The 20,522-nt window shown below is 54.9% G+C and carries 12 protein-coding genes; 5 read left to right on the top strand and 7 right to left on the bottom strand.

All coding sequences use genetic code 11. From position 1 onward, the window contains the following. Positions 1–335 precede the first annotated feature (335 nt). Positions 336–1,484, bottom strand: a complete 1,149-nt coding sequence (locus Pla52o_RS09150) for a PAS domain-containing protein (RefSeq protein ID WP_146594310.1) — start codon at positions 1,482–1,484, stop codon at positions 336–338. Between the two features lie 1,549 nt (positions 1,485–3,033). Here Pla52o_RS09150 and Pla52o_RS09145 point away from each other — a divergent pair. Continuing rightward, positions 3,034–3,642 carry a response regulator transcription factor gene (locus tag Pla52o_RS09145; protein WP_197169125.1) on the top strand — a complete coding sequence of 203 codons (609 nt, stop codon included), beginning with the start codon at positions 3,034–3,036 and terminating at the stop codon, positions 3,640–3,642. A gap of 628 nt (positions 3,643–4,270) precedes the next feature. Beyond that, complete coding sequence (locus Pla52o_RS09140) at positions 4,271–5,809, top strand: sialate O-acetylesterase (protein WP_146594308.1); 1,539 nt, start codon at positions 4,271–4,273, stop codon at positions 5,807–5,809. Positions 5,810–6,050: 241 nt separating this feature from the next. On the opposite strand, the gene bioB is transcribed toward Pla52o_RS09140, so the two are convergent. Beyond that, positions 6,051–7,094, bottom strand: a complete 1,044-nt coding sequence (gene bioB / locus Pla52o_RS09135) for a biotin synthase BioB (RefSeq protein WP_146594307.1) — start codon at positions 7,092–7,094, stop codon at positions 6,051–6,053. Positions 7,095–7,240: 146 nt separating this feature from the next. Between bioB and Pla52o_RS09130 the strand changes: the two genes are divergently transcribed. Further along, complete coding sequence (locus tag Pla52o_RS09130; RefSeq protein WP_146594306.1) at positions 7,241–7,822, top strand: hypothetical protein; 582 nt, start codon at positions 7,241–7,243, stop codon at positions 7,820–7,822. A gap of 13 nt (positions 7,823–7,835) precedes the next feature. Here Pla52o_RS09130 and Pla52o_RS09125 read toward each other — a convergent pair whose 3' ends face one another. Further along, positions 7,836–11,120, bottom strand: coding sequence for a protein kinase domain-containing protein (locus Pla52o_RS09125; RefSeq protein ID WP_146594305.1), 3,285 nt, complete (start codon positions 11,118–11,120; stop codon positions 7,836–7,838). A 184-nt stretch (positions 11,121–11,304) separates the two neighbouring features. Continuing rightward, positions 11,305–12,630 (bottom strand): AAA family ATPase, encoded by a 1,326-nt coding sequence (locus Pla52o_RS09120; RefSeq protein ID WP_146594304.1) that lies wholly within the window; start codon positions 12,628–12,630, stop codon positions 11,305–11,307. 334 nt (positions 12,631–12,964) lie between these two features. On the opposite strand from Pla52o_RS09120, the gene Pla52o_RS09115 reads away from it, so the two are divergent. Then, entirely contained in the window at positions 12,965–14,092 is a 1,128-nt protein-coding gene (locus Pla52o_RS09115; protein ID WP_146594303.1) for an EAL domain-containing protein, read from the top strand. 186 nt (positions 14,093–14,278) lie between these two features. On the opposite strand, the gene purN is transcribed toward Pla52o_RS09115, so the two are convergent. From purN to Pla52o_RS27385, 3 genes are all read right to left on the bottom strand, one after another. Continuing rightward, a complete protein-coding gene (gene purN, locus Pla52o_RS09110) occupies positions 14,279–14,887 on the bottom strand; it encodes a phosphoribosylglycinamide formyltransferase (protein ID WP_146594302.1) in 609 nt (202 codons plus the stop codon). Continuing rightward, entirely contained in the window at positions 14,887–18,324 is a 3,438-nt protein-coding gene (gene ileS / locus Pla52o_RS09105; protein ID WP_146594301.1) for an isoleucine--tRNA ligase, read from the bottom strand. The genes purN and ileS overlap by 1 nt, the downstream gene beginning before the upstream one ends. A 254-nt stretch (positions 18,325–18,578) precedes the next feature. Further along, positions 18,579–19,094 (bottom strand): hypothetical protein, encoded by a 516-nt coding sequence (locus tag Pla52o_RS27385; RefSeq protein WP_231612211.1) that lies wholly within the window; start codon positions 19,092–19,094, stop codon positions 18,579–18,581. A gap of 504 nt (positions 19,095–19,598) precedes the next feature. Here Pla52o_RS27385 and Pla52o_RS09095 point away from each other — a divergent pair. Continuing rightward, a complete protein-coding gene (locus Pla52o_RS09095; RefSeq protein WP_146594300.1) occupies positions 19,599–20,318 on the top strand; it encodes a penicillin-binding protein activator LpoB in 720 nt (239 codons plus the stop codon). The last annotated feature ends 204 nt before the right edge of the window (positions 20,319–20,522 follow it).

The following is a 20,522-nucleotide window of genomic DNA, read 5'->3' as shown; positions in this document are numbered from 1 at the left end:
ACTCGCTGGCCGATCTCCGTACGCCTCTATTGGGACTCTATCGGCGCGTCCATGGCATGACAAGCGAGAAACGGCTTGTTGCGAAACGATTCATAAAGAAGCCGGCAAACGTCCCATTTCCGGTTAATGAAACTCATTATCAATCGGTGGAACGATGGCGTCTGATTTGCGATGCGGCGCAGTCGATGAGAGGACGTTGCGATCGCTGAGGTGACTTCCGCTGAGGCGACTTCAAGCGTCTTCCGCGTGCGGCTTCATCTCGTCAACATCGTTGGTTAGTCCTGCGGCCGTTTTCGCTGTCGTCGCGACAATGGGCAACCCCCAAGCGTTGCCGTCTACCATGCTCGGTGCAATGAGACGCGCGAGTTCGGCGTCAGCGTTTTTGTTGTAGCGACGGGCAATTGAATTTGGATCCGATCGGATTGATTGACGGTGACACGGCGAAGTTCACCGTGATGCAGTTGAACGATCGAATCGCACACACTCCATTTCGCAGCAGGCAGGAGTCGCGGATGAGGTTGCTCTAGCAACGGTTCTTCGATGAACGCCAACGTGGTTGTCGCCTCGGTCATCAGCTCAATCTGGATTTGTTCGTCGTGCACGGTTACGTTCATTGTGGCCGGGGACGGCTGAGGGGATGGATCGCGGACCGTCGCCGCACGCAATAACTCAAGGCTGGTTAGGATCGCGTTCTCAAGTAACGCTTCGTTGCCGTGGATCTCACCAAAAGGTTCCGCTAGATCGATCGCAAGACGAAGTTGACTTTGGCTCGAATGAGGAAAGCTCGCTGCGGTGCGATGCAAAAGTTTGTGGATGTTGAGGCCAGTGAACTCGGGTTCGATTAAGTGAATTTGTTTTCGGAAATTGGATAGACACTCGCGAAGTTGTTTCCCGGCGGATTGCATGCGCTCGAGTCGCGGTTGGAGAGACGTCGCGTCGAGCAGGTTTTTCTCCGCTTCGAGTTCAATGATGTCTGCCATGGATTGGTTTACATGAAGCGGTTGGCAGATCTCATGAATAAAGGTCTTAATCCAATGGGCCACGGCCATCGAGTTGGTCGCTTGGGCCAACGAGGCATCCGAAGCGAGTCGGGATGCACCCTCGGTCGCCACCGCAATGAGGTTTGGCTTGATGACAATCATCGCGAATAAATCGCGACCGTTTTGAAACGGAGTCCATTGAACCGACCCAAGCTCAATTTGTTTGGGGGCACTGGGGACCGGGCTCAGTTCGTCTTGCGCGGACCGCGTCCAATGGTTGACATCCGAGTCGAGTCCCGTGATCGCGAGAATCTCTTCAGCAAACGCGGAGGTGCGATAATGCGAAGGCCACTCGAGGAGTTCGCAGGCACTGCGGTTCGCAGCAACCACGTTTAGCGGCGAGCTGATTTGTAAGACGACCACCGCATCGTTAGCGTGTTCGAACTCACGTTCATAAAAGAATCGAAGGAGGATATCGGAAGCTTCGGTTTCGCGCTCGGACACTCTGGGGCTCCTTGTCGTTTGCCATGCGAATCAAAGATGAGGTGCGAGGCGTACGCTGAAATGACATCTCAAAACGAAGGCAATTGGGGCCTATCGTTCTACCATGGTCGCGAGTCGATTGAAATCGATCCCGCCAATCACATTGAAAGCTCGGGGCATCCGACAGGGTTCGTAAATCATAATATTATTTCCTATAACGCTGGAAGCTGTGGAGAAGGGAGTTTCGGGACGTCTGCGGCTTACCGCAAACATTCAATTCCGACACTCACGGTGCTTGGATATGTCCGATACTCTAAGTAATCAAGTGAGGGTGTTTCATTTTCAGTTCCTCCTTGGCCGCAGTGATTGCGAATACTTATCTCAGCTCTCTTTCATTTCCAAAATTCTCCTTCTTTGCACGCGGGGCACGCTGCAAATGTTTTGGAAGAGAGAGGCAAGCTGGAGTGAGGTTCTTTGGAGTAAGGTTTGTCAGATTGGGGCAATCTGACAGACTCGATCTTGGTCACTTGCAATGAAGAACCAGTTCTTCAAAATGTGCTGAAGTACAAACCCGTTTGATTTCACAAGTTTCTACATCGCATTCGACGACGTCTTGCGATTGTAGTGGGCAACAGCTTGGTTGGAATCATGATGGGATTCCCAAAGGAAGATACCTCGGTATCTTCCTTTGGGACTTTAGCCCTCTCCGCACGAGCATCGCGATTACGCCAGATTCATTCTGCTCTGCCATCAAATTCTCAGTCACGGTTTCTCGTCCCTGCCTCCACCCCGAGTGTTCTGGTTTGCTCAATGCACCACCGCTTGGATCCGATGCGAGTGATTGTAGTTTAGGGTGTCCCTACCGTTCTGAGATCTTCAACGGTGTCGGTTAGCGCGCTCCGGAAACACCCGCGTTCCCCCAGGAACTTGCCTGCTTCCAGATCCCAATCCGAATGCGGCGCTATTATCCGGCGTTTACCTTTGTGTTGATGGCGTCCTTGATTTGGGCGAAAGTGTGGGAGCGGGATACAGGAATTGCTTGGCTCGAAGGCTTGCAGTTGACGACCATGTGGTCGTCGTTTTTTTTCGCCGCTTCGGCGCCGAGAGATTGGGGTAACACGCGACATTAACGACCACCGAATCGAACATGGAAAAAGTGTCCCATCGTCTTCGAGGCATACCGGATAGGGACGGTGTGTAGTGTGGTGCCGCGATCGCTTGGTGGTTTGCCACAGCCAAACCGTGCGATGCTCGGGAAGCACGCCAGCGGAAGATTATTGACTGCGAGAGAGAGGCGATGGGCAAGCGGGGCCGTCCACGTCGCGTTTGATCTTGCAATAGAGCGGAGCCCCGCCGCGGAGGGGTTTTTTGGTTCTTGTCGTGCTCGAGTGGTGATGCACGTTCGACGTTGTTGGCGGAGCGTTCTCAGCGTGGGAAGTATCGAGGTTGGGGAAGAATTGGTTTGGTAAGTTTGACGGAAACTTTCAAAATGCAGTATGATCTATCTTCATCGGAGATGGTTGTCGATTCTCCAATGCTATTTCGCACTCCACTTTGTGAAGCTATTTTCATGCAACTGCCTACGATTCATGTTGTCGATGATGACAAGGAATGTCGCCAAGTGGTTGTGGAATTAGCGAATTCGATGAACTTGCCCGTCGCGTCATACGAGTCGGCTGAAGAATTCATTTCAAAGTACAACGGCCAACGTCCTGCGTGCGTGGTGACGGACAAAAAGATGCCCGGCATGAATGGCGTGGAATTGATTGAGCTATTGCGTGAAATGTCGATCACGATTCCCATTGTGATGGTCACAGGTTTTGCCGACGTGCCATCGACGGTACGAGCGATTCGCGGTGGAGCGATCACGTTGATCGAGAAACCGTGTGGTCGGGCAGAATTGCGCAAGGGGATTGAAGAAGCGGTTCGGTTGGAGCAAGAGAATCTCCGCAAGGACACGCAGCTTGACGATGCAAAGCGATTGGTGGCGACGTTGGACGAAAAAGAGTTGGATGTCGCAAAGTTGCTTGTCGAAGGGTTGGCCAATAAGGTCATCGCCTCGCGATTGGATTGTGGACTGCGCACGATTGAAAAACGACGCTCGTCGATCTTGAAGAAGTTGAATGTCCAATCGGTAGCTGAGTTGGTCCAGATCTGGGTGCTCGCGCATCCAAACTAATCTTTGCAGCGTCGAGTCACTTTAAGGGCCGCGACTGCAAACATGTCTTCCACAGCCAACGCCGTTTTGAGCCTTGGTTTGTATCTCCCGTTGGCGGTTGGCGGGTCCGGGACCCGATTGTTTGACTTCGATCACCGTCAAATCAGTACCGCCTCGTCGATCATCGAGCGAAACGTTTCGAGCTCGGGTGGGGCTAAACTCGGGGTGGGGCCCGTGCGCTGCAGGTGTCCGATCAGCACGATCCTTGCGAGGGGGGGGTAGGAGGCTTTGTGGGCAGCGGGCTTTTCGGCGCATTGATGGACGCGGTGATGCCAATTTTTGCGGGCGGGGATAGGCATGGGCGACTGATTCATTGGGCTTGCCGTGCCTTAGAGGGCGTGTCTTAGATCGCGTGCCTCAGGGGGCGTTGCTTTTCAGTGACTTCTCCCCCGACAAGTTCGGGAGCCGGGTGAGAGCGGACTTGGTTGGCGGAAGCACAGTCCCCCCCCAAACCCAACGTCATCACCCCTTTTTTGCAGTCCACGGTAAACGTTCTCCTTTTTTCCACGCGTCGCGGAGTTTGCGTTATCATTTTGGAGTCAGAAATTTTGCTTTGTCTCCCACCTTTGAACCCCAGAGAGTTGTCCCCATGCGTTTTCGTTTCCTTTCACTACTGGCGTTAATGTTGGTCGCGTCGTCGGCCAGCGCTGAGCTGAAGATGTCTTCGATCTTTGGTGATTCGATGGTGCTTCAGCGTGATCAGCCAATCCACGTATGGGGATGGACCGTCGCTGGACAAGAGGTTTCGGCTGAATTGGCTGGGCATTCCGCATCGACAAAGGCGGATGCGTCGGGACGATTCGATCTTAGCATTGATGCCTTGCCGGCCGGGGGACCGCATGAAATGACGATCTCGGCGGATCAATCAAAAACGTTTCGCGATGTGTTGATTGGCGAAGTCTGGGTTTGCTCGGGACAATCCAACATGGGGATGGCGGTTGCGAGTTCCAACGATGCGGACCTCGAATCACTCGCCGCCAACTATCCGAACATCCGTTTGATTTCAGTGCCGCAAGTCGGGGTCCAGGAACCACAAAAGGATTTCAATGGCCAATGGACGGCGTGTACCCCGGAATCGGTCAGAAATTTTTCGGCGGTGGGTTACTTCTTTGGACGTCAACTCAATCAAACGCTCGACATTCCCATCGGCTTGATCGACAACGCGTGGGGCGGTTCGGCGGCGGAAGCGTGGATCGAACGTAAGGTGTTAGAGGAAGACGGAAACTACGCCGAATTGCTTGGCAGATGGGACTATCTCGCGGCGAACCATAACCACGAAGCCGCAGTGGCTAAGTGGAAGGAGCTTCACGCGGAATGGGCAAAAGAAAAGAAAGGCAACGCTCCGCGAGCACCCCGAAACCCGCTTACCGGTAATCAACGCCCCGCGAATATTTATAACGGCGTGCTCAAGCCAACGATCGGCTACACAATCCGAGGGGCGATTTGGTACCAAGGGGAATCCAACGCAGGCCGTGCGTACCAGTATCGTGACCTGTTTCCGCTGATGATTCAAAGCTGGCGTGATGAATGGAAGCAGGGCGATTTTCCATTCTATTGGGTTCAGCTTGCGGATTACAAAAACGAAGTCGATGCCCCCGTCGATAGCGAATGGGCGGAACTACGTGAAGCACAAACGATGACCATGTCGCGTTTGCCAAACACCGGCGAAGCGGTGATCTTGAATCTCGGCGAAGCGAACGACATTCATCCCAAGAACAAACAAGGCGTGGGGACTCGGTTGGCGCGATGGGCTTTGGCCAAAGACTACGGCTACAAAATCGCCCACCAAAGTCCGACTTATCGAGGCACGCCCGAAGGGATGCAGGTCAAGGGCGACCGCGTGACGCTAAAGTTTGATCATGTGGGTGGCGGGCTGGATACGTTTGACGTCAACAATGCAATCGGTTTTAGCATTGCCGGTGCCGACCAAAAGTTCGTCTTCGCCAAGGCCAAGATCGTTGATAAAGAAACGATCGAGGTGTGGGCCGACGGAATTGAGAATCCCGTTTCGGTTCGCTATGCCTGGGCCAACAACCCGGTCTGTAACGTGCAAAGCGCCGAAGGGTTGGCGTTAACGCCGTTTCGCACCGACGATTGGAAAGGCAAAACCGAAGGCGTCGTGAAATAACGCTTCGCAGAAAGGGTGACCCGCTTTTCCAGTGGGCGCCCGGGCTGGGCTGCTAAAACAGTTGAGCTTGAAACGATCAACGGACAATCATTTCAGATTGTTTTTGTTCCGCCACCATACGCCAACGGCTCGGAGATCCGAGCGACGTTGGCGGCCTGTTTTGAAGCTTGGCCTGTTTTGAAGCTTGGCCTGTTTTTAAAGATTGGCCCGCTCCTGCAATGGGAACGAGCATCGTCGCTCGTTACGAGGTTGCTGGCTCGACGTTCTGAGTGACTTCGAAGCCGAGGTCCGTGATCATGTCGTAATCGGCTTGCGGGGCTTGCCCCTTGGTCGTGAGGTAGTCGCCGACAAACATGCTGTTGGCGACGTACAACCCCATTGGTTGAAGCGACCGAAGGTGCAATTCGCGGCCGCCCGAAATTCGCAATTCACGGTCGGGGTTCACAAACCGGAACATCGCCAGGGCTTTTAAGCACTGGTTCGCATTCAGATCCATGTTGCCTTGCAGCGGGGTGCCTTCGATTGCGTTGAGGAAGTTGAGCGGGATCGAGTGGACCCCAAGGTCGCGAAGATCAAACGCCATCGAGACGACGTCCTCGGGGGATTCTCCCATTCCGATAATCCCGCCGCTACACATTTCCATGCCTGCATCGCGAACGTTGCGGAGCGTTTGGACACGGTCGGCGTAGGTATGGGTGGTACAGATATCGGCGTAATGTTCTTCGCTGGTGTTCAAGTTATGGTTGACTCGATCGACACCGCACGCCTTCAAGCGGTCGGCTTGCTCGCGGTTGAGCAGTCCCAGGCAGGCACAGATATCGAGTCCGTACTTTTCCTTGATTTCAGGCACGATCGTTTCGACGGCCGACATTTCACGTTCGTTCGGTCCGCGTGCCGAGATGACAAGGCAATAGGTCTTCGCACCTTGGTTGGCCGCAATTTCGGCGGCCTTCATCAAATCGTCCCGCTTCAGGATGTTGTATTTGGGGATCGGGGCTGTGGAGATCTTCGATTGGCTGCAATAGTGGCAATCCTCGGGGCAAAGACCGCTTTTGGCGTTCATCAAAAAGTACAATTGAACCGAGCGACCGAAGTAGCGGTGACGTATTTGATAGCCTGCTGCCAGAATCGGCAGAACGTCGACGTCCGGGGCGGTTAAGATGGAGAGAGCGTCTTGGCGAGAAATTGGCTCGCCCGCGAGGACGCTTTCTGCCAGTTTTTGGTAGCGATCTGCATTGATTTGCGTTTCGGATGGCGTGGTGGTCGCTTCGGGACTGGCCGTCATATTATTTTGCCTTCTTCTCTCGGGGCGAGCTTCGCTCGTTTCGGTCCGTTTTCATTGGTTTCTCACTGTTCATTCAACCGTGAGAATGCCAACATGTTGAGCGTGCCGAGGCAAATCGACAAGTCGTCTAAAATGTGTTTTTCCCAATGAGTCATTATTACGTACGAATCGGCGTCCTCGGCGATATTTTTATCGGCCAGGGGAACGCTGGCGCAGAGCAGGCCGAGTTTCAGTTTGGGGCCCGTGCGATCGTCCGAACCGGCCGTGGCGTCGAACTGGGCACCGTGCTGGGGCAAGCCAACGCTCGAGGGCTGGGCAGCCAGGCGGGCGATTCGGTCAACAAAATGCCGAGCGTTCGCTTGATTCGCCATACCACCAACGAAGACGAGCTCTTGATCCGGCGGCTCGAACGACACAAACGCGAAGCCGTCGAGGCCTGTCGGGCGTCACTCCAACAATCGGGCTCCGCAGCGGTTTTATTGGATGTCGACCAAATCTTTGATGGCGGCTCGTTGATCATGCACTTCCTAGGGGAAGTCGACGCCACCGCGGAAGCGATCACCAAGGAAGTGACCGAGCGATACGAGTCGATCGTGCGATCACGCCATTTTGCCAAACTGCTAGGCGAGGGGTGTGGACCTGGGTGTGGTACCAGCGAAGCGGGCGGGACCGGTTGCGGGACGGGCTGTGCCGGCTGTGCCGTCAAAGCAAAGTGTGCGGCTAAGTAGGCCCCCCGTCCGGCTAGCGTGATTCGGCGACGAGCTGAGAGCGGGGTTCACTCTTTTTCCAATCGATGTCCGAACGGGTCATCAAACGGCCACTGACTTGAAGGTTGCTCGCGTTGAGCGTCGAGAGCCGAGCGATCACTTCATTCAAATCGATCCGTTGAGCTTCGTGAATCAATTTCGCGGTCGTGCCCGGAATCAAGGTAGTTGTCAATTCACCGGAGTGGAATTGGCGAAGTTCGGCCTCGAGTTGGATTTGCTCCGAGTGGGTCCCGACGGCCAGAATCAAGCGTTGGGCCCCGCCGCAATCCAGTAGGGAGGGGCGAGCGTGTTGCAATGCGGTTGCCATGGACGTAACGGTTGGTTCCGTAGACGTCTTGGGTGACGTTACGGTGTGGGGGGAGCTGCATTCGGTGAGTATGGCGGTCTTGGTGTTGCCGGAGAGTTCGCTTGAGTTGACCAGCGATGTCGTGACGTCACCGTCCCTCGAGCTCCCGTCCCCTGAGTTCCTATCCGCGGAGTTCGATGGGGTGACCGAGGAGGAGCTTAGGGATGTCAAGACGCGTCCCACCAATGGCGAGGCCGCTTCGCTCATCCGTGTTTTAACTTGGTTTGCCTCCATCGCAATCACGCCGCCGATCAGCGGACGAATCAGGATTGGATTTACCATCGACGTGTGCAGTTCAGCGACAATGTCTTCGAATTGTGACGAGATTTCCTCGGGCATCTCATCCCAGGGGTTGAGCGTTGCGCTGCGTCCATCGGCCAATTCCGAAATCGTAACGGCGAAGGTCGTAGCGACGTCATTCAATCGGGTGATGGTTTCGTCGACCCGAGTTGCAAGGAGTGTGGCATGGTCGGCGGCAAGTTGCTTCAATTCGTGTACGATCGCCTCGGCCGCCATCTCGGCGGTCCACAATGATGCTGAGGGTTGCGGATTCAAGTCGAGTTCACTCGTTGCGTTTTCCTCTCGCAGGGCTGCGGAAACGGCAACCACTTCGGTCTGAAAACGTTGCAGTCCTGCCACGGCGGTGGCAATGTTCGTGCTGCGGTGCGAAAGTCGGTTGAACAATTCCCCGCTCAAGACACTGTAAAGTTGCTCGATGAAGGGATTCACTTTTGACATCGAGACAATTTCGTTTGCCCATTGGGGGAGCAAACGGCGTCCCTCAGCGATCGTGAGCGGATGTCCCTGATCGCGAGCGGTCGCATCGATTCGGTGTTGCATTTGGCGACAGCGATCGTGCGGTTCGGATGCTAGCGGTTCCAGGATCACGTCGACCAGGCTATCACGAGAAAATCCCGTGCGTCGCAGGAAACGTTGGGTTAGCAGTTCGGCGTATTTTTTGGCGTGACCGGGGTGTCCCAACCAACGTAGCAGCAAGTATTTCACTGTCGCCGGTGTCAGGATTTTCTCTTCGGGCCGCCGGATGACGCCGAGGGGGACGATGCCAACGGATCGCAATTGCGGTTTGGTGATCGACGTCTCGGGCGATGTCGTTTCCCACTGGCGAGCTTTGGCTAGTAATTCGCCAGCCCCGGTGGCATCGGACCACACGTAGTCGCTAATCACATTGACCGGCGTGGGCGAGGTGGGATCCGCCTCGTTACTGGCAATCAAATAGGTGTGTTTCAGCGGAGTGCGGGCTGCCGGGACGCTGGGCCACCCCGCACCCGGGTCGCCGGGATAGCCGTTTCCCGGTTGCAGATAGTGTCGCATCTCGATCAATGCCGCTTGTGCGTCATGGTGGGCAAGGGAAACCGATGGGCTGCGTGTGAGTCCCTTGATGGCTAACATCGAGAGGATTTTGACTTGTTCGAGCTCGTTGATGTCGAGGTAATGCCGCAATAAATGCACGACATCGAGATAAATCCCGCTTCCGGTCCCACCGCTGAGCGAGCCAACGACGTAGATGCTGGGGCTTTCTTGGCTACCGGACGCTACGAGATCTTTGATCACTCTCTCGATGGCCGTAGTGACTTTGCCGCCGTTATCGACAAGGGCTAGCCGTCCCAGTGGCCGCATGCCTTCGGTCGAAAGACTACGTGGAACATTGTAGATCCAGCGACGAGAAACGGTGCCCAGTCGATTGTTGGAGAGCGATTGTCGGTATTCGTTGGGCGAACGCAGTGGGATCGGAACGATCTCAATTGGCGGCAGCGAGGAATTCGAGTTGCCCACTCGAGCGAGGCTAAGTGTTTTTTCGTCGGTGTCGATCAGCAACGAATGCAAGCGGACTGGAGACGTTGAATGCATGCTGGCGACGCGACTTCGCATCTCGCGTAAAACGTCAGCCCCGGTACCTCCGAGTGCAACCATCAGCATGTTGGAAACGATGCGACGATCGGATTGGATTGCTCCATCTTCAAGGGCCGGTAAATCTTTCGCCATCGTCGCTTGGATACCGACTCCGAGCGGGATGCCTTCGGCGGTATCCTCTTGAGACAATTCACCCGCATGAGGACGAATCGAGGGGCCTCGTTTGCGTGGATTCATCAACGCTTTGACAAACGACCGGCAATTCTCAAATCGTCGCTCTGGTTTTTTTTCGAGCGCCTTGGCGACCGCGGGGCGGTCACAGGGGGGAAGGGGTTCGAGATCCGGAGCGTTGTGAACGTGTTGGGTCGCCAATTGGGCGATCGTCCGCCCACTAAAGGGACGCGTGCCGGTCAACAATTCCTGGTACATCACCGCCAGTGAATATTGGTCGCTGTGCAAGCTCGGCCGACCATCGAAGACCTCCGGCGGTGCATAAACCGGGGTTAAACCACCGACGACACTGCAATCCGCGTCTCGCAAGTCCTTGAGCAACCCAAAATCCGCTACCTTGACATGTCCCCCGACGATTAACAAATTCCCAGGTTTGATGTCGAGGTGTTGTAGCTGATAGTGCTCGTGCAAATAATCCAGTGCGTCTGCGGAATCATGCAGGTATGCGAGCAATTTGTCGTGGGGGATACCACAAGATCCGCGGTCACGATGTTGGCGAAACACGTCTTCGAGTGAGCCGTCGGCCAATTCCGTGACGATCACCAATTGATCATCGACAATTCCAAAGCGTTCTAGCGTCAATAGAAAGGGGTGGCTGACGCCCTTGATTCGTTCGAGCGATTTGAGCTCTCGTGAAGCCCGTTGTTGATCGTGGGCCCCGAAGACAAACTTGACCGCCTTCTTGATCCCACCGGGCGCATCGGCGCGCCAAACCTCTCCGAACCCACCTCGCCCGATCAGTTTTTCGAGCACGTAACCTGGGATCGGTTCGTAACCAGCGCTGATTTTTTTCGAGTCGGTCGCTGTCATCGCGAGGCGGCTTTCTACGTGGGAACGGGGGAACGGGGGCGTTGCGGATGAATGTCTGCTTGCACTGCGATGCCGCGACCTCCTCACGTCGGAGGCCTTCGTTTTAGGATCGCGACGATCACCCGATTCTCTGGGGGGCGAAGGCAACCGTCTTGCGCTCCAAAGGTGGGGCCGTCTCGGAGCATTACAGTTGGCTAAAGTAGCTTCGGCAGGCGTGATCGAGGTAATCGGGTTGTAACGTCAGCGGCAGCTTGCGGTACTTGCAAAAATTCGCGACCTGGGTCAGCAAATCGCGAGGATGACAGCGTCGCATCTTACGTCCGCTGTCCTCATAGAATTTGAACAAATGCTCCGCCGCTTGAGGCGTGTTGGGGAATCCAAGCGAGTTGGTGACACCGAGCATGATTTCTCGATACTCTTCGCGACTTGGATCCGAAACGTAGATCTTGTAGGGCACGCGTCGCAGGAAGGCTTCGTCCACTAGAGAACTGGGATCGATGTTGGTCGAAAATATGATCAGTTGTTCAAACGGAATTTGAACTTTCTTTCCCGTTGGCAGCGTTAAGTAATCACACTTGTTCTCTAGCGGAATGATCCAGCGGTTCAACAATTCCTCGGGAGCAATGCGTTGCCGTCCAAAGTCATCGATCAGCAAGCAACCGCAATTGCTTTTCATTTGCAGCGGTGCTTCACAGATATTCGAGCGAGGATCGTGTCGCACTTCGAGATTGTCCATCACCAATTCACCACCTACGACCACGGTGGGGCGGCGAATGCGAATCCAGCGATTGTCCCATTCTTGACCCTTCAATATGTCTCCGACCATCTCGGGGACCGGCGCGGGGCGATGGAACGCATCGTCTTGCAACTTGATTAGATTTCCATCATCAAGGATCGCATGCGGAATCCAAATCTCTTGGCCAAGGCACTGCGTTAGGCAGCGGGCAATCGTTGTTTTGCCGTTGCCCGGTGGCCCGAATAAGAACATCCCGGTATTGCTGTTCACCGCGGGACCCAAGTGATCAAGTAGCTCGCTTTGGTACGAAATCGAACTCAACGCGCTGCGCAACTGTTCGCGATCGATCGGGTCCAAGCCGGCGGCTTGAGCTTCAACGCTGAGCACGTAATCGGAGAGGGTGACCGGAGCCGGACCGGTGTAACTGCACTGAGTCATTTGGTGGTTGGCTTGTTTTTGCCCCGCTTCGGTCAACGAATAGTAATAATCGTTAAACGGCGCCGGACGAACGTGAGTGACGAGCTTGCGCGTTCGCAGCGCATCGAGTATCGGTTCAATGACACGGAACGGAATGCCGATACGTTCGGCGCCGTTTCGGCCGCTAAGCGTTCCACCGACCAACAGGATTTTTAGCATCAGCCCGTCGACGTAGGCAGCGCTTAAACCCGTCTCCTGCAAATCTCGAGGTTGGGTCGGCCAAAATGTGTCGTCCGACAACAACCCTCCTAACATGCTTGGTTCGAAGGATTGTGTATCGCTTGCGAGTGCAGTCATAACGTTAGCAACGGTGTTGATGAATGTACGATGCGGGAAAGGGAACGTGGTTGCGGATGTTGGAGCGTGAGGATCCGAGGATGTGGGGCAAGGCGTCGTGATAGGCAAACTTTGCCCGTTAGCGAACATGGATTGCCGCCTTCAAACCTAGCTTGTAAATAAGAGAAACGGAGCGAGTTCTCGCGAGAAAGCACTTTTGTAGGAGAAATTTGAGAAGGAGTGACGACCCTGGGCTAATTGCAACGTAGGTTTTTAGGTCCCGCAGCAGGACCGCTTCGAAAGTAAGTGGACCGCTGCGCACAAAACACATCCGCCCCTTGAGCGTACAAGATTAATGGCAACGATTGAAAACTCGGCTCTCGAACGTCTCCGGCGCAATAGTGCGCTTATGGAAGACATTTGGTTTCTAGCGGGACCAACTCAGCCTGGCGAATCGATCCTTCACCTGCCGATCGATGTCGAACCTTACGTGATCGGTCGCAAGCCAGGCGTCTCGCTGCGTCTCCAATTTCGTACCGTGAGCGGCCAGCATGCTGCACTGAGTATTCGCGACGGGGCGCTGCAATTAACCGATCTCGGTAGCACCAACGGAACCTACGTCAACGGGAAGCGGGTTGAGCCACACCAGACGATTCGGATTTCGGAAGAGGATTTGATCCACTTTGCCGAAGCTCCCTTTCGGATTTATCGACAATCGGTGACCGGAGCGACTCACGGTACGATTGCCGAAAATATTTGCGACCAAGCGTTAGCGCTGGTGCAATTTGACCGCTTGATGGCTGAACGGCTCGTTAAACCGCATTTTCAAGCCATTGTCGATCTGCGTTGCCCGTCACACGAGATGGTCGGTCACGAAATCCTGGGACGCGGCAGCGTGTTCGGGCTCGAATCCGTGGGCGCGATGTTTCAAGCCGCCGAACAATTAAGCCTCGAAGTGGAATTGAGTCGCTTGCTTCGTTGGGAAGGCATTCGCGTCGGTCGCGATTTCCCCGAAAGCCCGATGTTGTTTGTCAATACACATCCCAAGGAAGTCGAAGACATCCAAGGGCTAGTCGAATCGTTGATTCAAGCCCGCCAGATGGCAGGCAATGCCAACCTCGTTTTGGAAATTCACGAGTCAGCCGTCACCAATCGTGATGTGATGAAAACGTTGGTCGATGTACTCGAAGAACAACGGATCCGGCTTGCCTACGACGACTTTGGCTCCGGCCAAGCACGGCTCGCCGAACTCGTGGAAACGAGACCGTATGTGGTAAAGTTCGATATCTCGTTGATCCGAGGAATTGATACCGCGGATGCGAGCCGACGCAAAATGTTGGCAAACCTAGTCAACATGGTTTGTGACTTGGATATCTTGCCGCTCGCTGAAGGGGTCGAAACCGAAGGCGAATCAAACGCTTGCATCGACCTCGGCTTTCAATTAGGCCAAGGGTTTTACTACGGCCGCCCTTCGCCGGCGTGATGCCGCTCGCGTCGTTTCGCCAGAAACTGAACTCTGCCAGTAACCGAATTCCGCCAGTAACCGAGCTTCACCACGCCATCCCCGCCTCACGTTGCCATCCCTAACGCAACTTTTCGATTGATGTCGCTACCGTCGCCCGATGGTGGGCCACGTTCTGGCGAACGTAGCTACGGCTTGAATCCCATGTCATTTGTCAAAATGCTCTAGCCTGCGCAACGCTTCGGGTAATGCCAGGCACTCTTGTGCAAACACACGTGCGGCTAAGGTGTCGGCGTCGTCATCGGGATGCACCGGGCACGAACGTTGCACAATGATTGGCCCGTTATCGTATTCGTTGTCGACGAAATGGACCGTGCATCCGCTGATCTTGACGCCTCGTTTGAGTGCGGCTTCGTGCACGTGATGGCCGTACATTCCAGCGCCTCCAAAGGAGGGTAATAGGGAGGGGTGAATGTTGATCACGCGATTCTCGAAATCGTTCGGGATCAAGACGTGATTCATATACCCGGCCATCACCACGTACTTCACCTCCGCGTCGCGGCACGGATCAAACATTTGTCGCATGTGTGCAATCGGGTCTGGGTAATCCCGTTTGCGAATGCATCGCGTCTCGATGCCATCTTGCTGGGCGATTTCAATGCCCCGCACATTGGCACGACTGCTGATCACCAAGCGAATTTCGATTGGCAATCCGTGTTCGTCGCGATGACGGATCAAATTGGCGAGCGTTCGACCACTGCCACTGAGGAATACCGCAATGGGAAGCTTCACGCCGGTCGATTTCGAATTTGGCATCACGAATTCTTTTGTACGAAGACTTGGCCAAATTCGGTATCGATCGCTTCGGTACCGTCAATCGCAACGGATCGCAATTCACTGCCCAGCGTTTCGCGGCAAATCAAATCACCGTGCTCCTTTAACGCGGTCGCAACATCGTCATCCTTGCTCACGATCCCGATCGTGATGCGATCGGTGTATTCGCAATCAATCTCTTTTCGCTTGCTTTGAATCGTGCGGATCAGATCTTTTGCGATCCCTTCTCGGCGAAGTTCGTCGGTGACTTCTGTGTTCAACACCACCACGCTATTGGTACCTTGACTCGCCGCCCAACCGTCCTTGGCTTTGAGCCGGACTTGGATGTCTTCGTTATCCAATTTCAGCGTTTGGCCATCGGGCAGTTCGATTGCGACAAAGCCATCGCGTTCGAGTGTCGTTAGCAGCGTATTGCCGTCGGCAGACGCGAGTGCTTTTTTTACCGCAGGAACGTTCTTGCCGACGCGTGGGCCGAGGCGTTTGAAGTTGGGTACGACGGAGTACTGGACGTATTGGTCGCCATCGGTGGTGTAGTCGACTGATTTAACGTTTAGCTCTTCACGGACGAGCGAGTCGTGCGACTTGAGCCACTCGATCTCCGACGGGTCGGCCAACACCACTTCGACTTGCGAAAGGGGCAAGCGAACTTTCAATTTCGCTTCGGCGCGAGCGGAGCGTCCCAACGATGCGATCTCACGCAATAATTTCATGCTGTTTGAAAGTTTCGCATCGATGCGCTCCTGGTCGGCGATCGGATAGTCGCACAGGTGTACGCTCTTCCGCACTTGGTCCCCGAACGGTTCGCTCAAACTTCGCCACAGCGTCTCGGACAAAAAGGGCACAAACGGAGCGACAATCTTGGTGATTTGCAGCAGCGATTCGTACAACGTCCAATAGGCATCGTGTTTGTCTTGCGAATCCTTTTCGCTGGCCCAAAATCGATCGCGACTGCGACGCACATACCAATTGCTCAATCCATCGACAAACGACGTGATCGCTTGGCACGCGTTGTAGTTATCCAGCGCGTCCATCCTTTCAACGACGATCTCGTTGGTGCGATGGAGTTCCGACATGATCCAGCGATCAATTTCACTTCGCTCACGGATGTCGCGGTAGGTGGGGGCTGACTCGAGGCTGGCGGAACTCAGTTGGTCGTCGGCCGCTTTGGCCGTCGTTGGATCAAAACCATCGATTCCCGCGTAAATGCTGAAGAAACTGAAGACGTTCCAAAGTCGCAGCAAAAACTCGGGGATTGAATCCTTAATCGATTGTTCGCGGTAGCGGATCGCCGTCCACGGGGGTTGACCGGCAAAGAAAAACCAACGCAGTGCATCGGCGCCGTATTTGTCAAAAATCTCGTTGGGCTCGCGGTAGTTTCGCAAGCTCTTGCTCATCTTGTTGCCGTCTTCGCCGAGCATCAACCCGAGCACGATGCAGTTGCGATAGGGATGCGGATAACTCTGGTCGAGATTTTGCAAACCAGCGTCCGAAGAACTGTCAGCTCCCTTTTTAGCTTCCGCGTCGTCATCTCGCTCGCTGATCGAGGCCCCTTCGCCGAACAACATCGTGCTGATCGCCAATTGGCTGTAGAACCAGCCGCGGGTTTGGTCGAGGGCTTCGGAGATAAAGTCGGCGGGGAACTGATCTTGGAACGATTCGTTATTTTGATGCGGCCAACCCCATTGGGCGAACGGCATCGCACCGCTGTCGTACCAACAATCGATGACCTCGGTTACGCGTTGCATCCGCGCGCCCTCGGCGAACGGTGAGTCGTAGGTGACCGCGTCGATGTACGGTTTATGAACTCGCAAATCGTCCGCTAATTCAGGATTGGCCGCCTTGGCTTGGTCCCACACTTCGGTCCCTGCGAGTCCCGGTTTGGCGAGCACTTCGTCGTAGCTTGCGACCGCTTCCATTTGTCCGGTTTCTTGGCAGACCCAGATCGGCAACGGGGTGCCCCAGAAACGTTCACGCGACAACGCCCAATCGACGTTGGATTCCAAGAAATTGCCGAAGCGACCATTTTGGATATGTTCGGGTTGCCATCCGATTTGCGAATTGTTTTTGAGCATCAAGTCGCGAAATTTGGTCGTGCGTACGAACCAGCTGCGACGAGGATATTGGATCAACGGATCTTCGCTGGCACGCCAACAGAACGGATAGTCGTGAAGGTATTGTTCGAGCAGCAGCAACTTGCCAGATTCGCGTAACATCCGCGAAATCGGTTTGTCCGCGTCCTTGACCCAAGTCCCTTTCATCTCCGCAAATTCGTCGGTGAACTTGCCGTCGGGCCCAACCGCACACAGCAATTCGGGACGATCGGTTTCGACGAAGCGTGCTTGTTCTTGCGCAAAGACTTCGTAATCGACTTCGCCGAACGCCGGAGCTTGGTGCACGATACCGCTACCCGATTCGGTGGTCACGAAATCGGCGGCAACGACGCGCCACATCCATGCTTCGGATTCGCCGCCGGTCAGGTTCCCCTCCGCATCGCCAAGTGTTTTGTAGTAGTTGTCAAATGGCGGCACGTAACGTTTTCCGATCAACGATTGGCCCGAGATCGTTTCCAGGACGGGCAAGTCGCGTTTTAGTTTGCCGGCGATCGTTTCCACCAAGTCGGCGGCGATCACCAGTTCTTGTCCGGTTTCATCGTCGCGGACGACGGCGTATTGCAATTCGGTGTGGACCGCCGCGTACATGTTGCTGGGCAAGGTCCACGGGGTGGTGGTCCAAACCACCAGCGAGCGTTGGGGATTGTCGACCAGCGGGAACAGCACATAAACGCTGGGGTCGGCGACTTCGCGATATCCCTGGCCGACTTCGCCCGCGGACAGCGCTGTGCCGCCTTGGGCCCACCACCACACGATCTTGTGGCCTTGGTACAACAACCCCCGCTCAAAGAGTGTCTTCAAACTCCACCAAACGCTTTCGATATAGCTTTGGTGGTAGGTGACGTAGGCCTTTTCGAGATCGACCCAGAAACCGAGTCGGCGGGTCAGGTCTTGCCACTGTTGCATGTAGCGAAACACGCTTTGTTGGCATTTTTGGATGAAGGGTTCGACCCCGAACGCTTCGATCTCTTCCTTGCTATGGATGCCCAGTTCTTTGCCGACTTCGACTTCGACCGGCAATCCGTGGGTATCCCAGCCCGCTTTGCGTTCGCAACGATAGCCACGCATCGTTTTATAGCGAGGAAAAACGTCCTTGATTGATCGAGTCAGACAGTGACCCGGATGAGGGAGCCCGTTGGCGGTCGGTGGTCCTTCGTAGAACACGAACGACGGTGCCCCGGCACGTTGGGCCAACGATTGCTTGTAGATGTCGTGATCATCCCAAAATTGCAAAACTTCGAGTTCAAGTTTTGGGAAATTAGGGCTGCTCGGTGGAGCACGAAAGGGACTCACGGAAGCGGACATCATCAATCGCTTTGGACGCTAGGACAACGGTTCTCGGACGCCAGCCTCGGATTGGCTGGACTACGACATGCATTGCCGAAAACATATCCGATTTGCAGCGATCTTTGCAGCACCGGTGTTCACAGAGATGACTTCATTTCGCAGCGGTACGGCGTGGGGCCAGCCGAACACAGGATAAAGGAACGTCACCGATACAGCGGGCGGCTCAGCCCGCACCGCTACATCACTCGCTAAACACAGCGAAAAAGGCTGTGCCGTTAGTCGTTTAGATCTTCGTCGACGTCATCAAAATCATCAAAATCTTCGAGGTCGTCGTCTTCGCTGCCGTCGCCGCTGCTTAAGCCAAACTCGGCACTGATTTCGTCTTCGATTTCGATTTCGTAGTCGTCTTCGAGTTCTTCCTCGAAATCGTCGTCGAAATCGTCGTCAAAATCATCTTCGTCGATGTCGTCAAATTCATCGACCTCGTCGTCTTCGTCGAGTCCGTCGTTGAAGCCATCGTCGGTGCCGCCACCGCCTTCGGAATCGTCATCCGAGCCAAAACCGGAATCTTCGTCGTCATCATCGTCCCGGTCGTCGTCTTCGTCATCCAGATTGACCAAACGGGCTGGCGCCGTTTGCAATCCACCCACCCACGTGGACGGTAGGGATGATTCGGAACCCGCTGTGGCGAAGTCGCCTAGATGCGTGCCCCCAAGCGGACCGGCCCCCCGGGTGTTGTTCGACGTCACGATCGGTGGAGCCAATTCGAATTGTTCGGAAGCGATAGACATAAGTGATGAAAGGTCTCAGAAAATTCTTGAAGAAAGCTAGCTCGGTATCAAATTTAGTGCGGATCGCCGCCAAACTGAGGAGCACAAATGACGGGGAAGGTTCACATGGGGGGATTTGCGTTGCTTTGGAAGTCCGGGAAGACTCGCGTGAGTTTCTCGATCCAGCTTAATTTGTCAACGCGGTCCCAGTGGGATAACCGATGCAATCGGAGTGGGCCGGTACCATTAGCGAAAGGCATCGTTTTGGCCAAGGGCAGTGGTATAGCCTATGTGCCTCACATTTTGATACCTCACATCAAACCGACAAGGCGACTGGCAACATTCGAGCCAGGAATTCTTCTAGAAATCTTTATTTTTGAAGAATGAGCCGCGTTTTTAGCCTCGCCGCTATCAAACAAATCGCATTTAAACACACGTTTTAAAGTCACTGGGGATCAAAATTCCGCAGGGGCCGAAAAATCGACGGAGCCACGAAACGTGGTGGATTCAATGGATGGACGTCCAATGACAAAAATTGCTCTCTTTTCACTCAGCATGCTTGGGGTCGGTTTGATCGCGGTCATCGCTGGCTGTGCGAGTGGCCAATACGGCCACATTCTGGCTGATAACGACATCGATATGGCAGGCAGCCACACCGCCGGGGCGGCGACGTGGAACCCTTTGGTCGATGAATCGGTCGCGAAACTGCTGGGGCGATGCCCGCCGGCAATCCAACCGGTTTCCTTTGACGCGGCTTCCGCGATCGGGCTCAATAGCGAAGTCGGCTCCGCCTTGGCCTCCGGACCGGCAACCGTCTGCTTTATTGGGATCGAGAACAAGAGCGCCGAAGAAATGCTTGATTTCAAAGACCAGTTGTACGAGCGGATCGATTCTCAAATCAATTCGGCCGAGACGTTCCGCTGCATCAGCCGACGGATGGTCGACGCCGCCTTGGTCGAAACACGACTGCGTCCGGACGCCTTGTTCCTGCCCGAAAACCGCAGCGCATTCGCTGCGGCACTGGGACGCCAAGGGGCACCCGTCGACTATCTGTTGTACGCAACCGTGACCAGCGGTACGACCGATCGCAACAAGAGTACCCAGCGTGATTATCTCTTGACCTTGGAAATGGTGAATCTGCACACCGGCGACTTTATGAAAGAGTCGGCGAAAATCCGCAAAGGTTATTCGAAAACCCGAGCAGGAAAATGGTGGAATTTCGGTCTAGGTCAAGGCGACGGTTGATCCGATCCCGGCACCCTTTGCCACCTCGAGCCCTCCACGTGCCCGGGCTCTTCCACGTGCTCGTGCTCTCAACGGGGGCAGGCATGACGGGCGGATGTGGGCTGTTGCGTTTTGCCTACCCATAAAACCGCAGGCCCGTCAATCGCGGGGAAACCATCATCACGGCGATACTTCCCCCCAAAATCATCACCGGGAAACAATGAA

The organism is Novipirellula galeiformis (genome assembly GCF_007860095.1).
In the GTDB taxonomy this organism is placed as follows: Bacteria; Planctomycetota; Planctomycetia; order Pirellulales; family Pirellulaceae; genus Novipirellula; species Novipirellula galeiformis.
The sequence above is the reverse complement of the archived record's forward strand: the minus strand, read 5'-3'. Positions and strand labels throughout refer to the sequence as shown.